Source organism: Herbaspirillum huttiense (genome assembly GCF_004367745.1).
Classification (GTDB): domain Bacteria; phylum Pseudomonadota; class Gammaproteobacteria; order Burkholderiales; family Burkholderiaceae_D; genus Herbaspirillum; species Herbaspirillum huttiense.
In genome coordinates this window covers 2,652,549-2,668,166 of sequence record NZ_CP037993.1, presented here as the reverse complement: position 1 = coordinate 2,668,166, position 15,618 = coordinate 2,652,549, and the positions used below count along the sequence as shown (strand labels likewise).

Below are 15,618 nucleotides of genomic sequence, written 5' to 3'. Positions count from 1 at the left end.
TCCTTTCAAGAGGGTGCCGCAGCGGCATGCGGCGCGCAGTCGTCGGGAATCTTCTGTCCCGGCGTAATCAATGGAATCACTGCGGCCACCGGCGCCACCAGCGCCAATGCGGCGGCCGCACCAGCCCGCGCGGCCAGAGCCCCCTTGCTGGCACCGATGTCCGGTTTTGCGAACGTGCCACGTACATACAAGGGCGTACGCAGCGACAGGATGCGAACCTGCTTGGTGCGCGGAACCACGTCCAGCGAGAGGGTTTCCTTGGCCAGATCAACCTGGCCGCTGATGTCGATGGCGGCATCCTCGGTATTGAGAATGCCATGACGCACCTGCGCCAAACCATCCTTGATGCTGACATCGGCGGCACCACACAGCAGCTTGACCTGCTGGTCCCGATACAGCTTGGCGAACACTGCATTGGCCAGGTTCAGGCCGGCCGCTTCCAGAATGAATTGACTGATGGTGCCCTGGCTGAGGTCCGCCTTGATCTCGCCGTTGGCATGAGCCAGCATGGCCGCGACCGAATTGCCGCTGCCAGTCAGCGTGGCGCGGCCATCGACCTTGCCGAAGCTGGCATCGATGCGGGCCAGACGCGGGAACAGTTCACGCACCTGCACACCCTGCACTTGCAGCTGCAGCTTCGCGCCGATATCGGTCTGGCGTCCGTCCAGGCGTATCTCTCCTTCTCCCTTGCCACCGGCCAGGGCAAAGTGCAGTGGCGCGGCGGTCAGCACCTGGTCTTGCAGGCGCAGCGTGGTGCTGGCGTCCTGCAGTGCGATGTCCGGATGCAACTGCACGCGTTTCGCATGCAAGGCGATCTCGGCATCCAGCTTGGCCCAGCGCTGTGGTTTGGCGGGCTGATCGGGAAGAACGCGGGTGTCGGTCTTGTCCGGATGCGCGCCGGATTTTTTCCCTGCATCGGGAACGTAGTCGGACAGGCGCAGCAGGCCCGCCTCCGCCGTCACGCGCAAGCGATTCTTGGGGGGGCCGCGGTAGTACTGCGCATCGCCGGAGAAATCACTGTCACCGACCTTGCCGGTGAAGTGCGCATAGTGCCAGTCCCAGGCGCGGGTCTCGGTATCGAGGCGGGTGATGCTGAGCTGACCTTGGGTCGTGAACGGCCGCGTGGCGGGAAGCGGGACACCACTGGCGGCGTAAAGCCGGTCGAGGCTGTCGCCGCTGAGCTGCAACTGCAGTTCGGCACGGGTCAATTGATGGGGATTGATGAGTTTGCCCGATAACGCCGTATGAACTTCGCCAACCTCACCTTCGGCCTGCAAGGGATAAATACTGTCTTCATTGAGGAGATCGGGCAAGGCTCCGCCGCGCAGATTGCCCTGAATGCTGGCATCTCCAAAGCGCCCGGTGATCGCGGCCTGCAACACCATGGCCGATGGGTTGGCAGGGCCGACACTGGCAGCGCCTTCTGCCTGGCGTACCTCCGCGGCCTGGTTAGCCGAACTGACCAGCGGTCGAACATCGAAGTGCAGATCCATGTTCAGCGGCTGGTCGACATAACGGATCAGCGCGCGCTCGAAGACGATCTGATGAATGTCGAAACTCCAGCGTGAACGTGGCTGGTCGGAAAAGCGCCAGCTCTTGCGGCGCTCATCGGCGCGTTCCATGACCAGGTCCAGGCCTTCGACGCGCAGGTCGGTAATGTGCCAATGCCAGCGCAGCAGCGGCAAGGGAGAAAAGTGCAGATCCAGCGTGCGGGCGCGCAGCAGGTGGTCGGCACTGCGGGCCCAATCGGGATTGCCGATGTGCAGTTCGCGTGCAGTGAAATGCAGTTGGGGCAGCCAGGGGCTGCTGCCGTCCTTGTGCGCAGGAGCCAGCGACCACCCCAGCGTGATGGGGCCATCGACACGAATCTCGCGCGCCAGCACAGCAGAGAGCTGGCGCGTGATCCAGGGCTTGGCCAGGTTCCAGTCGAACAGGGCAACGGCCAGCGCGAGTGTGGCTATCAATGCGACCAGCGTCAGGGCCACCCAGGTCAGGAACCTGAAACCCCGCCTCATCATGATGGTGATTGCCGTCTCCCCGCCCTCTCGCATGTTTCCCCTTCCTCCCTGGCCGCTGGCCATCGACTGATCTGCGTTCTGCAAACGCAACAGTATCAGCTGGCGGACGCGCCAAGGCTATAGGAGGCTGCGCCACCTGCTTGTCAGAGTAGCGGCAGCGCGGAGGGCAGCACCGTCAGGAACCGCTCAGAAGGTTTCCCAGAGGTCTTCGTCAGCGCGCGCTGCGGACTTGCTCGCGGGTGTGGACGCCGGGACCGCCACGGCAGGCGCACGGAGAACCGGGACGGCCGCTGCCTTCGCGGCCACAACTGGCGGCCGGACGGGTGCTGCCGGCTTGGCAGGCGCTGCCACGGTCACCTGCGGGCCTTGCGCCAGCTTGAAGATGCTGATCGCGGTAGCCAGGTTGGCGGCCTGGTCCTGCAGGGCTCCCGCAGCTGCAGCGGCTTGTTCGACCAGGGCAGCATTTTGCTGGGTGCTTTCATCCATCTGGCCCACTGCCCGGTTGATTTCCTCAATCCCGGTACTCTGCTCGACACTGGCGGCCGAAATCTCGCCGACGATGTCGGTAACGCTGCGCACGCTGCGGACCACCTGTTCCATGGTGTGGCCGGCTTCGGCCACCAGCAGGCTGCCGCCCTCCACCTTGGCGACGGAATCGCTGATAAGGCCCTTGATTTCCTTGGCTGCGGCCGCCGAACGCTGCGCCAGCGAGCGCACTTCAGAAGCCACCACCGCAAAGCCGCGGCCCTGCTCGCCCGCGCGCGCCGCTTCCACGGCAGCGTTCAGGGCGAGGATATTGGTCTGGAAGGCGATACCGTCGATGACACCGATGATGTCGACGATCTTGCGCGAAGACTGGTTGATTTCTTCCATCGTGGTGACCACGCGGCCGACGATTTCACCGCCTTGCAAGGCCACCTCGGAGGCCGTGGCAGCCAGCTGGTTGGCTTGGCGGGCATTGTCAGCGTTCTGGCGCACGGTGGAGGTCATCTCTTCCATGGCCGAGGCGGTTTCTTCCAGCGAACCGGCTTGCTGCTCGGTGCGCGACGACAGGTCCATGTTGCCGCTGGCGATTTCTCCCGAGGCGGTGGCAATCGAGTCGGTACTGCGACGCACACCGGAGACGATGTCGACCAGGTTGTCGTTCATCTTGCGCAGGGCCGCCATCAGTTGGCCCGTCTCATCTTTGGAATGCGGTTCGATGCGCGTGGTCAGGTCACCGGCAGCGACGTTCTCGGCGACGCGGACGGCCTCGTTGAGCGGCTTGACGATGGAACGCACCATCAAATACCCCAGCAGGATCGCGGCCAGCACGGCGACCGCCGAGCAAGCCAGGGTGACCTGGATCGCCAGCGCACCGTCAGCGACGGCCTGCGCACCTTCAGCACGCAGCTGACTGTCCTGGGAATCGGCGAAGGCGGTGGCGAGGGAAAGATAGGCGTTCTGGCTATCGGTAATCTTGCGCAGGACGAATTCGTCGGCGGCATCGCCCTGGCCTGCCCGGATCAACGCCAGGAACTGCGCCCGGCTGGTCTCGAAGAGCTGGCGCGCATCATCCAGCGCCTTGGCCTTCTTCTGGCCTACTGCAGTCACCTGGCGCGCCGTGATCTTGTCCAGGGCTTCCTTGCTGGCGCGGACCGCAACGTCCAGCTGGCCGATGCGCTTTTCATTGGCGGCCGGATTGCCGATGTCGATGGCCATGCCACGCAGGTACTTGATCTGCTCGTTGACGCCGTCACGCAGGTCGAATGCCCAGCGCACCTTCAGGTAGCGGTCATTGACGATCTGGTCGATCGCACGATTGATGTTGTTGATCTTGATGAAGGCGGTGATGCTCACCACGGCCAGCAAGGCCACGATGAAGGCAAACACGATCGCCAGGCGCGCGCCGACCTTGAGATTCCCGAAATATGCAAACATGCTGGTTCCCTATGCTGTTCATTTATTGTCTGTCTCTTCCAGTCCTCGAAGATCCAGCTTCTTGTTATCGAACAGGGAAACAAGCTCCTCTGTATTTTTATTCTGGAGCCCGCATGATGCGCCAAGGCAACCCATCGTACAACCGTTGCGCGACACTATTTCAGCAAGTGTCGCAAAGTCATCACACAACTAGATGTATAAATGTGTTTGTTTGTAAATCTCTTGCTCAGAACACCACGCCAGCGCCAAGGATGATATTGGCGTAAGGGGTGCATTCCCCGGTGCGAATATAGGCCTTGGCAGCGGCGGTCGCCTGCTTGAAGGCTTCATGCGACAGGGTACGCGCTTGCGGCAGGTCCAGCGCCGCAATCTGTGCAGCCAAGGCAGGGCTGACGGTCTGCATTTCATCGGCCACGACGTAGAATTCCACCTGCAATTCCGTGAGCACCGTCTTGAGTACCGTCATGAAGTCCGGCACGCCGCGGGTCACCGCCAGATCGATCACGGGGACACCCGCGGGAGCAGGCAAACCGACGTCCCCGATGACCAGCGTATCGCCATGCCCCATGGTGGCGATGACCTGGGAAATGGCAGCGTTGAGCAGAGCAGTCTTTTTCATGGCAATCAGAAAGATAAGCGATCAGAGCACGACTTCGTCGCGCGTGGGAATGGAGGTCTGGGCACCGACGCGGGTCACGCTCAGGGCGGCCGCCGCCTGGGCATAGGCGATGGCGTCGAACTGATCGCGGCCCTGCGCAATGGCACCGATGAAACCGCCGATGAAAGTGTCGCCCGCCGCCGTGGTGTCGACCGCCTGTACCTTGCGCGCCGGCAGATGGCGCTGCTGGCCGTCGGCGAAGGAGCCGTAGACGCCCTTCTCGCCCAGCGTCACCACCACGTTGCGCGCGCCCAGGCCGTGCAGCTTCTGCGCCAGCAGCGGAATGTCCTCGGATTGCTCCTCGGCCAGCATGGCGGCTTCGATTTCGTTGAGGATCAGGTAATCGATCTTTTGCAGCAGTGCACGGGGCAAGGCTTGCGCCGGTGCGGGATTGAGCACCACGGTCTTGCCCAGGGCGTGGGCCAGTTCGATGCTGTGGATGACGGTCTCCATCGGCACTTCCAGTTGCAGCAGCACGATGGAAGCCTGTTCGATCACGGGGCGCGCGCGTTCGATGCGCTCCACGTCCAGGCGGCCATTGGCACCGGCGGCGATGACGATGCTGTTCTGGGCATTGGCGTCGACCATGATGGAGGCGATGCCGGTGGCTTCGCCCGCGACTTCGTCAATGTAACGGTCATCAATGCCGCAGGCGGTGATCGACTGGCGCATCTGGCCGCCGAAGGCATCGTCGCCCACGCAGGCCACCATGGCCACCGAGGTGCCCGGTGCGGCCAGGCGGGCGCAAGCCACGGCCTGGTTGGCACCCTTGCCGCCGGGGATGGTCATGAATTTGTCGCCAGCCAGGGTTTCGCCCGGCAAGGGCATGCGCGGGACGCGCAGGACCAGGTCCATGTTGACGCTGCCGATGATGACGATCATGTGTGTTCTCTCGTGCTCTGTTGAAGTGTTTCTTGTTCAGGTCGGGTTCCGGCGCGGGGCGGTCGAGCCGCGCAGCTGGAGTTGCGGGGCCACTGTCTCGCGGCGCGCCGGCAAGCCGGGGTCGGCGATGCGTTCCAGCAGGAACTGCGCCGTCAGGTTGCCCAGCTTGCGGGTATTTTGTGCCACCGTGGTCAGGGGCGGATGGACGAATTGCGCCAGTTCGATATCGTCGAAACCCACCACCGACAGTTCGCCCGGCACTTCGATCTGCAATTCACCGGCTGCGCGCAGCACGCCAATGGCCATCATGTCGTTGCAGCAGAAGATGGCATCCGGCCGTGCGCCCTGCGCTCGTCCCTGCAGCAATTGCATCGCAGCCTGATAACCGCCGATGCCGCTGAAGTCGGCATGCAGCAGGTCGCCCTCAGCCAGCGCCAGGCCACCCGCCTGCAATGTCTGGCGGAAGCCCTGCACGCGCTCGTCCGACAGTTCCAGGCCATCCGGCCCGGCGATGCAGGCCACGTGGCGGCGCTGCAAGTCCAGCAGATGGCGCGCCGCCAGGCTGCCGCCGAGCGCGTTGTCGGTGCTGACCAGGTCGATGTCCAGTTCCTTGGGCGCACGGTCCAGCAGGACGGTCGGAATATCGAGCCTGCCCGCCGGATTGAGATCGGCCTGGTTCAGGGTGGCGATGATGAGGCCATCGCAGCGCTTGGTCTGCAGGACTTGCAGGTAGTCGCGCTGCTTGTCGGGATCATCGTCGGAATTGCAGAGGATGACGCTGTAGCCGGCACCATAACAGTGGTCTTCGATTCCGCGTGCCAGCTCCGAAAAGTACGGGTTGGTGTTGTTGGGAATGATCAGGCCGATACTGCCCGTGACCTTGCTGCGCAATGACCGCGCCAGTGCGCTGGGCACGTAGTCCAGTTCCTTGACGGCGGCCAGCACGCGCTCACGGGCGTCGCTGCTGACCGGGCGCGTCTGGTTGAGCACATGCGAGACCGTGGTGTAGGACACCCCGGCCAGCCTGGCGACATCCTTGATGGTGGCCATGGCGAATTCGCTCAGCGGGCGTGGCGTTGGCCGCGACGGCGATAGGTGTCCAGGATCACGGCGACCACGATGACGGCGCCGGTGATGATGCGCTTCATCGGCTCGCTCACGCCAACCTGGGCCAGGCCCGCTTCCAGCACGGAGATGATCAATACGCCGATGAAGGTGCTGACGATGGAACCCCGGCCACCCATCAGGCTGGTGCCGCCGATGACGACCGCCGCAATGACTTGCAGCTCCATGCCCACGCCGCCGTTGGGATCAGCCGCTTCCAGGCGCGAGACCTGGAACAGCGCCGCGATACCGGCCAGCGCGCCCATCAGGGCGAAGGCCAGGATCTTGCTGGGATTGGGATTCACGCCGGACAGGCGCACCGCTTCTTCATTGGTGCCGATGCCGATCCAGTAGCGGCCCAGCACGGTGCGGGTCAGCACCAGTTGGGCGATGATCACGATGGCGATGGCCGACAGGAAGGCCGGGGACATGCCGAACAGAATCGGCGAGCTGATCACGTCCACCGCGCTGCCGATGTATTCGGTGCGCGAGTTGGTGACCTGGTAAGCCAGGCCACGAGCGATCTCCAGCACACCCAGCGAGACGATGAAGGAAGGAATGCGCCAGTGCACCGAGACCAGGCCGGTCAGCGTGCCGCACAGCGCCGCCACCACCACGCCCAGCGGTGCCGCAGCGTATAGCGGCCAGCCCCAGCGCACCATGGCCATGGACAGCATGGAGGCCGCCAGCGCCATCACCGAACCGACCGAGAGGTCGATGCCGCCGATGATGAGGATGAAGGTCATGCCCACCGACATCACCACCAGCGGCGGGATGTCATTGGAGAGGGTGATGAAGGTAGCCGCGCTGAGGAAGTTCTCGCTCAGGAAGGCGAACATCACGCACATGGCCAGCAAGGCCGCGATCAGGCCCAGGTAGTTCTTGAAACCGGCCAGGTAGGCCGCTTGCCGGCTGGCGGCGGGGGTAGAGGAAGAAGTTTGCATCTGTCTCGTTGATTCTTGGCAGTTGATAGTCGGGCCGAAGAGTGCGGCCACTCAGGCAGTATTGCCGGCCACGTGCGCCGCTGCGGCGGCTTCCTGGCGTCCCACGTAACCGCTGAAGGCGGCCGCCAGGATGCGTTCCTGCGACCAGTCGTCGCGGCTGAACGTATCGGCGATGCGGCCCGCGCTCATCACGGCGATGCGGTCACAGATCTGCATCAGCTCGCGCAGGTCGCTGGAGACCACCAGCAAGCCCTTGCCCTGCGCCGCCAGTTCCGCAAAGAGGCGATAGATATCGGACTTGGCGCCGATGTCGATACCGCGCGTGGGTTCATCGAACAACATGATGGGGCAATCGCGGTACAGCCAGCGGGCAATCACCACTTTCTGCTGGTTGCCGCCCGACAGTTCGCCGGCGGCTTGCGCCACGCTGCCGCTGCGGATGCGCAGTTTCTTCACATAGTCCTGCGCCACGCTGCTCTCGGCCGCGTGATCGAGCATACCAGCGCGGCTTACGCTGCCCAGATTGGCCAGCGAGGTATTGACGCTGATGGCTTGCGGCAGCAGCAAGCCCTGCCCTTTGCGGTCTTCGGTGACCATGGCGATACCGGCCTTGACCGCATCCTTGGGACTGCGGATGCGCGCAGGCTGCTGGCTGTCGCCAATGAAGATCTCGCCCTGATCGGCACGGTCTGCACCAAAGATCAGGCGCAGGAGTTCGGTCCGGCCGGAGCCGATCAGGCCGGCAATGCCCAGCACTTCACCGGCATGCAGCGCCAGGCTGGCCGGCTGCACGACTGGAGCACGCCCGAGGCTACGAATGCGCAGCACCGGAGCACCGATGTGGCGATGTTCGGCATCGAGGTCAACCTTGGTCAGCTCACCAGCCATCAGTTGCACCAGTTGCTCGGTCGAATAACGGCCGATGTCGTCATTGCAGACCAGCTTGCCATCGCGCAGGACCACGATGCGGTCGGCGATGCGCTTCAATTCTTCCAGCCGGTGCGAGATGTAGATGATGGCCACACCTTCGGCGCGCAGGCGCTCGATGCGCGAGAACAGCAGTTCCACCTCACGGTTGGTCAGCATGGCCGTGGGTTCGTCCAGGATCAGGCAGCGGCAGCTGCCGATCAGGTTGCGGGCGATCTCGACCATCTGCTGGTGACCCAGGCCGAGGTCGCCGACCGGCGTCCACGGGTCCAGCTCACCGAGTCCGACCACTTCCATCTGGGCGCGAGCGGCCTCGGCCAGCTTCTTGCGGTCGATCCAGCCGAAGCGGCGCGGCAGTTTTTCCAGGAACAGGTTTTCGGCAATCGACAGCGTGGGGATCAGGTTCAGTTCCTGCATCACCATGCGGATGCCCAGGCCTTCAGCCTGCGTGCGCGATGTCGGTTGATAGGGCTGGCCATCCAGCGTCATGCCGCCGGCGCTGGCGTCGACCAGGCCGCAGATGATCTTGGAGAGCGTGCTCTTGCCGGCGCCGTTTTCGCCGGTCAAGGCCAGCACCTGGCCCGGACGCAGGTCCAGGTCAATGCCATCGAGCACCGGTGCGGCGTAGCTCTTGCCGATGCCGGACAAGGTCAGCAAGGGCGAAGCTTGGGAGGGAGAGTCGTTGGGCTGCATGATTCTGTAGCGCACAAGGAGGGAGAGGCAAAGCCCCGCGCCCGGTCACGGGCGCAGGTACCTTGCAGAGAAGACGCCAGAGAGCGTCGGTATTACTTGGTGACCAACGAGACCTTGGTCTCGACCACGCCACCCAGGGCGCTTTGCGGCTTCTTCTCGGTCACGGCCTTGAGGGCGGTCTCGATGCCGAAGACGGCTTGCTGCTGGGCGAACTGGTCCACGGTGGCCAGTACGCGGCCATCCTTCAACATCGGCTTGATGGCGTTGATGTTGTCGTAACCCACCAGTTGCACCTTGCCGGTCTTGCCAGCGGCGCGGATGGCAGCCACGGCGCCCAGCGCCATGTTGTCGTTGCCGGCCAGGATGGCCTTGATGTCAGGATGCGCGTTCAGGATCGAGGCGGCGACCTTGTTGCCCTGGTCGATTTCCCACTGGCCCGACTGCACGGTCACGACATTCGCACCGACATCCTTCATGGCATCCTGGAAGCCCAGGGTGCGCTGCTGTGCGTTGAAGGTGGTGGACACGCCTTCAATGATGGCGACCTTGTCACCCTTTTGCAGTTGCTTGCCCAGATAGTCGCCGGCCAGCTTGGCACCCTTGCGATTGTCGGGGCCCACGAACGGCACGGTGATGCCCTTTTCCTTCAGGGCGGCGTCGTCCAGCTTGTTGTCGATGTTGACCACGATGATGCCGGCGTCGATGGCCTTCTTGACCACCGGCACCAGGGCCTTGGAGTCAGCCGGGGCGATCACCAGGGCATTGACCTTGGAAACGATCATCTGTTCGACGATCTTGATCTGGTTGGCGGTGTCCTGCTCGTCCTTGATGCCGTTGGCGATCAGGTCGAACTTGCTGGCGTTGGCCTTCTGGTATTCGCGGGCACCGTTCTCCATGTTCAGGAAGAACTCGTTGGCCAACGACTTCATGACCAGCGCCACCTTGGGCTTGGCCGGAGTCTGTGCCATGGCGGCACCGGGAAGGACTGCACATGCCAGGGCGGCGATGGCGAAATGGCGGCGGGTGAATTTGTTCATCTGGGTCTCCAGTATTGATGTTGCCGGCGTTTCCTAGAAGATAGACGCCGTTATAAGTGCGCAAACGTTTGCGCGGAAAGGAGAATAGCACCGCAAAATAAGAAAATAAAGCTGCGGTGCAGCTTTTTTTCATCCTTGGAGATTGCGTGAGGAAGCCCGCTGCAGCCCTTCTCCACCGCCGAAACGGCGAACGGCGGGGAGCGCCGGCAAGACGCTCCCCGCCGTTCTGGCAGGCAAATGCAGGTGTCAAATGACGAGTCGACGATACGCGCGGAAGACCAGCACGGCACCGCTCCCATGTCCACGCCCTTGCGCGGGATGGGAAGCGGCATGCTTCAGGCCAGCACTGGTCCGGTACCCTCGCCTGGCGTCGTTCACGCACCGCCGGCGTTCATTCCGGCGTGCGTCAGGGTGAATGTTTGGAGGTCAGTGACCGAAATGGGTGCGGCGCCAGACATAAGCTCCGAAGGCACAGCTCCCCACGATCACGTACATCGCATACCACACCAGTGCCTGGCTACCGTAGCTCATGAGCAATTCCATCAGTTTCATGCTTGTCTCCTCTGCTTTTGATGGCCGGGCTGTTATTCGCCTGGCTTATCGTCCCAAGGGGTGAAAATGTCGAAAAGACAATATCCCCGGCTTGCTGCGGGCGCTGTTGTCAGTAGTGTCAGCAGCGGCGCCCTTCCACGCCGCGCCGTTACAGGCCCGTGCAAGTATCTTGCTACTGCCAAAAGGTGATGTAAACAATCGCTTGTTCTGCGCAGCAGCAATTCATGGCCGAGCTGCCGGTCGACATTTCGTTGTCGTAGGGATTCACTTCGTCATGTGGAAGCGGAAGCCCGTCGGGACCCCATTTCCAGCCGGAATCGCACTAATGGTGTGCAAACAATTATTTTTTATATAATTTTTTGCATCGCAAAACAGAAAGTCGATATTTCGTCGCCAAATGGCGACTTTTCGTGTGTCTCAAGCGTATTGATGAGATTTTTGATAGACAACACGCACAGTGGCCGCATGGAAAATGCGGCGCACCGTGATGTTCACGCTGGTGATATCTATTTGCGCCACAAGACCAGTGTGCCCAGCAAGCCCGCCAGGATGGAGCCGCCCAGCACGCCCAGTTTGAGCTTGGCTTCGAAATCCGGACTCAATCCCTGGAAGGCCAGGCCGCCGATGAAGAGACTCATGGTGAAGCCGATGCCACACAGCATGCAGACGCCGATGAACTGCCGGGTACTGGCACCGGCCGGTGCCGCGGCCAGTCGGCTGCGGATCATCAGCCAGGCTGCACCGAAGACACCGATGGTCTTGCCCAGTACCAGTCCGCCGGCGATACCGAGCGGGATCGGCTCAAACAGGTTGCCCAGCGACATCCCCTGAAAGGACACGCCAGCATTGGCGAAGGCAAACATGGGCAGGACCAGGAAGGCCACCCAGGGATGCAAGCCATGCTCCAGGGCACCGGCCAGCGGCCGGTCGTCAGCGTCGCGCATGGGAATGGCCAGCGCCGTGACCACCCCGGCCAGCGTGGCGTGGATGCCCGACTTGAGCACGCACACCCAGATCACCAGACCGACGACGATGTAGATATCTGCGCGCCGCACGCCGCTGCGATTGAGCAGCAACAGGACCAGCGTCCCTACCCCGGCCCCAGCCAGCATGCCCAGTGAGAGGTTGTCCGTATAGAAGAGCGCGATGACCACGATGGCGCCCAGGTCATCGATGATGGCCACGGCGGTGAGGAAAACCTTGAGCGAGGTCGGAACCCGCGACCCCAGCAGCATCACGATACCGATCGCAAAGGCGATGTCGGTGGCCGCGGGAATGGCCCAGCCGCGCAGCGCCACCGGATCGCCCAGGTTGATGAGCGCATAGATCGCCGCCGGCACCACCATACCGCCCAAGGCCGCTGCCGCCGGCAGGATGGCCTGTTTGCGGGAGGCCAGTTCGCCTTCGACGAATTCGCGCTTGATTTCCAGACCGACCAGGAAGAAGAACACCGCCATCCACAGGTCGTTCACCCACAGCAACAGCGGCTTGGACAAGACCACAAGACCACCGATGTCGACCTTGCCGGGAATGCGGGTGAAGGCCTCGTAGGTTTCTCGCCAGCTGCTGTTGCTGATGATCAGCGCCAGCACCGCAGCGATGGCCAGCACGATGCCGCCAGCAGCTTCATGCGCGAAGAAGCGGGTAAAGGCGTTACCGCCGTGGGCCTGATGAGGGGATGTGGTCAATGCGGGCTCCTTGTTGTCGTCTTCAAAACAAGGCCTGACTGTAACAAAGGCCGAGGTCTTTCTCCAAACTTTCGGCCCCGGGGCTCGCGATGCGCGGACAAAAAAAATGGGCCGTCCCTCTCCACAGGAACGGCCCGACCCTCCACACCACAAACCTTCATGACGGCATTTTCAACCGCCCTATGCGCACTCATGCGGTGCGCATCTCTTCATCTTTTCGCCAATCAGCGATAAACCAGCACCGGTACCTTGCTATGCGCCAGCAGCTTCTGGGTCTGGCTGCCGAGCAGCAGGCGGCCCAGCGTGGAACGGGCCTTGGAGGCCATGATGATGGCATCGCAGTGCTCGCGTTCGGCCACGCGCATGATCTCTTCGTAGGGACGTCCACCTTGGGCCACCTGCACCGTGCAGGGAACACCTTCTTCACGGGCCATCGCGGTGATCATCTCGACGCTGGCCAGAGCGCGTTCGCGGCCAGCTGCATCGGTGCGCTCCACATCCACGCCGACGCTGACTTCAGGAATCGACAAGGCCCGCAGATTGCCTGCCACCGACAAACCAACCAGGGTGCTGCCGCAGCTCTTGGCCAGCGCGATGGCGGCCTTGACGGATTCGTTGCACAGACGGGAACCATCGGTTGCCAACAGGATGTTCTTGAACATGATGACCTCAGCAGGTGACTGGATTGCGTTGACTTGGTATGACTGCATACTAAGCCTCACCTGCATGAACGGATTTGACATGCATCAAGCCGCCCGGGCTGCAGCGCCGCAGCTGGCCTGCGTTTGCGCTGGATCAAATGGTACGGGCGCAGGCTCGCATCAGGGATGAAACGCCATGAAGCGCGTCACCAGCGCCTGCAGCACCGGCTTGAGCTGATCTGCCAGCGCTGTCTGCAACGCGTAAGGTGCGTGCTCCTGCATGTAGCTGCGCTGCGCCAATTCCAGTTGGAGGGCATGGACCTGCCGGGCGGGCTGGCCGTAATGACGAGTGATGTAGCCGCCTTTGAAGCGGCCATTGAGTACGGCGGGAAACTGCGGTGCCAGTTGCTGCGCCAGCGCCAGCAAGTCTTCTCCAAGACCAGGTGCGCAGGCAGCACCGCTGGCAGTTCCGAAATTGAAGACCGGCAGTTCGCCCTCGAACAGATGCGGAATCAGCGAGCGGATCGAGTGCGCATCCCACAGCAGCGCGTAGCCATGCACTGCCTTCAGGCGCTCCAGTTCGGCCTGCAGAGCCGCATGATAGGGATGCCAGTAGACCTGCAGGCGGCGTGCGATCTCGGCGGCATCCGGTTCACAGCCCTCGCGGTACAGCGGCAGGTTGTCGAATGTCGTCAGCGGACACAGCCCGGTGGTGTTCTGCCCCGGATACAGGCTCTGTCCGTCCGCTGGCCGGTTGAGATCGATCACGTAACGTGAATGAAAAGGACGAATCACGGAAGCGCCAAGGCCGAGGGCAAACTCATAGAGTTCGGCGATATGCCAGTCGGTATCGTCGACCTGCAGGCCAACCGCACTATAGGAGGCCAGCAGCTCCTCCGGCAGACGAGTACCCACGTGAGGCATGGAAATCAGCAGGGGCGAACTACCCTGGTGCAGCTGGCAAATATCGTGCGGCATCACTGGCATCGTGCGGTCCTCAATCCTTCAACAATTCGGCAATCGCGCGGCGATAGGCGCGGCGCGCGTCATCCTGCAAGGGGTGCTGCCCGGCGGCCACGACCTGGCGGCCACCCACGTAGACATCCTGGATGGGCTGGCCATCATGCTCGCAAAACACCAGTGCCGAGAGCAATTGCCCGGGGCTGCGATCGGCCAGGTTGACGTCGTCCCCGTCGAGGACCACGAAATCCGCTTGCTGCCCCACAGCCAGCCCGGCGACCGCGCGGCCGCTGGCAGCCGCACCGCCTGCCACGGCCTGGGCAAACAGGCGGTCGGCCGTGGCCGGTGACGCTTCGGAGGCCAGCACGTTGCGCCGGCGATGATGCAAGCGTTGTCCATACTCCAGCAGCCGCAATTCGGAACGCGGGTTGATGGCGATATTGCTGTCCGAGCCCAGGCCCCAGGGAGTCCGGGACTGCAACAGCTGCCCGGCATCAATGATGCCGTCGCCCAGATTGGCCTCGGTCGTCGGGCACAGTCCCACGATCGCACCACTGGCGGCCAGATCCAGGTATTCCCCTTGATCCATGTGGGTGGCGTGAATCAGGCACCAGCGCGCATCCACCTCCTGCAGCGACAGCAGCAATTGCACCGGACGCTGGCCGCACCAGGCCAGGCAATCCTGAATCTCGCGCCACTGCTCGGCGACGTGGATGTGAACGGGAGCGTCGCGCCCTCCCGGCTGCTGGCGCAGGCCGCTGACCAGTTCTTCCAGGCCTTGCGGCGACACCGCCCGCAGCGAATGCGGGGCTGCGCCATAGCGGCGCATCGGGTTCTCCGGCAAGGCGTGCAGCAGGCGCTCGCGCAGGGCCAGCAGGTCGTCTGGCGTCGCGATGAAGCGCGCCTGCTCCTGAGAACCCGGCTGGCCACCGAAGCCGCCGTACTGGTACAGCACCGGCAGCAGGGTCATGCCGATGCCCGCCTCGGACGCCGCCTGCATCAGCCGCAGCGCCAGTTCGGCGCGGTCGGCGTAGGGGCTGCCGCCCGGGGCGTGGTGCAGATAATGGAATTCGCAGACGGAGGTATAGCCCGCTTTGAGCATCTCGATATAGAGATGGCAGGCAATGGCGTGCAGGTGCTCCGGCTGCAGTCGCTGGGCAAAACGGTACATCAGCTTGCGCCAGCTCCAGAAGGAATCCGAAGGACTGCCCATGACCTCAGTCAGGCCGGCCATGGCGCGCTGGAAGGCATGCGAATGCAGATTGGGCATGCCTGCAATCACCGGCCCGGACGCCTGCGCTGCCGTGCCAGGCGCGCTGCGGGCGCTAATCTCGATCAGGCGTCCGGAGTCATCCCAGCGCAGCAGGACGTCATGCTGCCAGCCATCCGGCAGCAAGGCCAGCGGGCAAAACAGGGCACGCGCCGATTGGCGAGGGAGCGCGTGCGCATGCGGCTGTGGATGTGCATGCAGGTGTTGCTGTGTTTGTTCGCCAAGCGATGCCATATGCTCACCTTTTATACTGGCGGTTTTGTAGTGTATGCCGGACACCGTTGTGCCGCTTGCAGCGGGTGGAATCAGAACGGCCTCGGCGCT

The 15,618-nt window shown here is 63.1% G+C and carries 13 protein-coding genes; all 13 read right to left on the bottom strand.

What is annotated here, in order from left to right; genetic code table 11:
- Window positions 1–5 precede the first annotated feature (5 nt).
- The 13 genes from E2K99_RS12075 to E2K99_RS12020 all read right to left on the bottom strand — a co-directional run bounded on the left by E2K99_RS12075 (window position 6) and on the right by E2K99_RS12020 (window position 15,528).
- Window positions 6–2,018, bottom strand: coding sequence for an AsmA family protein (locus E2K99_RS12075; protein ID WP_240733896.1), 2,013 nt, complete (start codon window positions 2,016–2,018; stop codon window positions 6–8).
- A 186-nt stretch (window positions 2,019–2,204) separates the two neighbouring features.
- On the bottom strand, window positions 2,205–3,938 hold the full coding sequence (locus E2K99_RS12070; protein WP_134222358.1) for a methyl-accepting chemotaxis protein: 1,734 nt from the start codon (window positions 3,936–3,938) through the stop codon (window positions 2,205–2,207).
- Between the two features lie 226 nt (window positions 3,939–4,164).
- Complete coding sequence (rbsD, locus tag E2K99_RS12065; RefSeq protein ID WP_134222357.1) at window positions 4,165–4,557, bottom strand: D-ribose pyranase; 393 nt, start codon at window positions 4,555–4,557, stop codon at window positions 4,165–4,167.
- 21 nt (window positions 4,558–4,578) lie between these two features.
- Window positions 4,579–5,478, bottom strand: coding sequence for a ribokinase (gene rbsK / locus E2K99_RS12060; protein WP_121040193.1), 900 nt, complete (start codon window positions 5,476–5,478; stop codon window positions 4,579–4,581).
- Window positions 5,479–5,514: 36 nt separating this feature from the next.
- Window positions 5,515–6,528, bottom strand: coding sequence for a LacI family DNA-binding transcriptional regulator (locus E2K99_RS12055; RefSeq protein WP_134222356.1), 1,014 nt, complete (start codon window positions 6,526–6,528; stop codon window positions 5,515–5,517).
- 11 nt (window positions 6,529–6,539) lie between these two features.
- Complete coding sequence (locus E2K99_RS12050; RefSeq protein WP_134222355.1) at window positions 6,540–7,526, bottom strand: ABC transporter permease; 987 nt, start codon at window positions 7,524–7,526, stop codon at window positions 6,540–6,542.
- A gap of 51 nt (window positions 7,527–7,577) precedes the next feature.
- On the bottom strand, window positions 7,578–9,146 hold the full coding sequence (locus tag E2K99_RS12045) for a sugar ABC transporter ATP-binding protein (protein WP_134222354.1): 1,569 nt from the start codon (window positions 9,144–9,146) through the stop codon (window positions 7,578–7,580).
- Window positions 9,147–9,238: 92 nt separating this feature from the next.
- Window positions 9,239–10,183 carry a sugar ABC transporter substrate-binding protein gene (locus E2K99_RS12040; RefSeq protein ID WP_039788120.1) on the bottom strand — a complete coding sequence of 315 codons (945 nt, stop codon included), beginning with the start codon at window positions 10,181–10,183 and terminating at the stop codon, window positions 9,239–9,241.
- A gap of 426 nt (window positions 10,184–10,609) precedes the next feature.
- Entirely contained in the window at window positions 10,610–10,735 is a 126-nt protein-coding gene (locus E2K99_RS26080; protein ID WP_255475291.1) for a hypothetical protein, read from the bottom strand.
- 506 nt (window positions 10,736–11,241) lie between these two features.
- Window positions 11,242–12,423: a Na+/H+ antiporter NhaA gene (gene nhaA, locus E2K99_RS12035; protein ID WP_134222353.1), complete on the bottom strand. Its 1,182-nt coding sequence runs from the start codon at window positions 12,421–12,423 to the stop codon at window positions 11,242–11,244.
- Window positions 12,424–12,647: 224 nt separating this feature from the next.
- Window positions 12,648–13,085 (bottom strand): universal stress protein, encoded by a 438-nt coding sequence (locus tag E2K99_RS12030; RefSeq protein ID WP_134222352.1) that lies wholly within the window; start codon window positions 13,083–13,085, stop codon window positions 12,648–12,650.
- Between the two features lie 159 nt (window positions 13,086–13,244).
- The gene (gene hutG, locus E2K99_RS12025) at window positions 13,245–14,042 is read right to left on the bottom strand and encodes an N-formylglutamate deformylase (RefSeq protein WP_134222351.1); all 798 of its coding nucleotides are present in this window, start codon (window positions 14,040–14,042) and stop codon (window positions 13,245–13,247) included.
- Between the two features lie 19 nt (window positions 14,043–14,061).
- Window positions 14,062–15,528, bottom strand: a complete 1,467-nt coding sequence (locus E2K99_RS12020; RefSeq protein WP_134222350.1) for a formimidoylglutamate deiminase — start codon at window positions 15,526–15,528, stop codon at window positions 14,062–14,064.
- Window positions 15,529–15,618 lie beyond the last annotated feature (90 nt).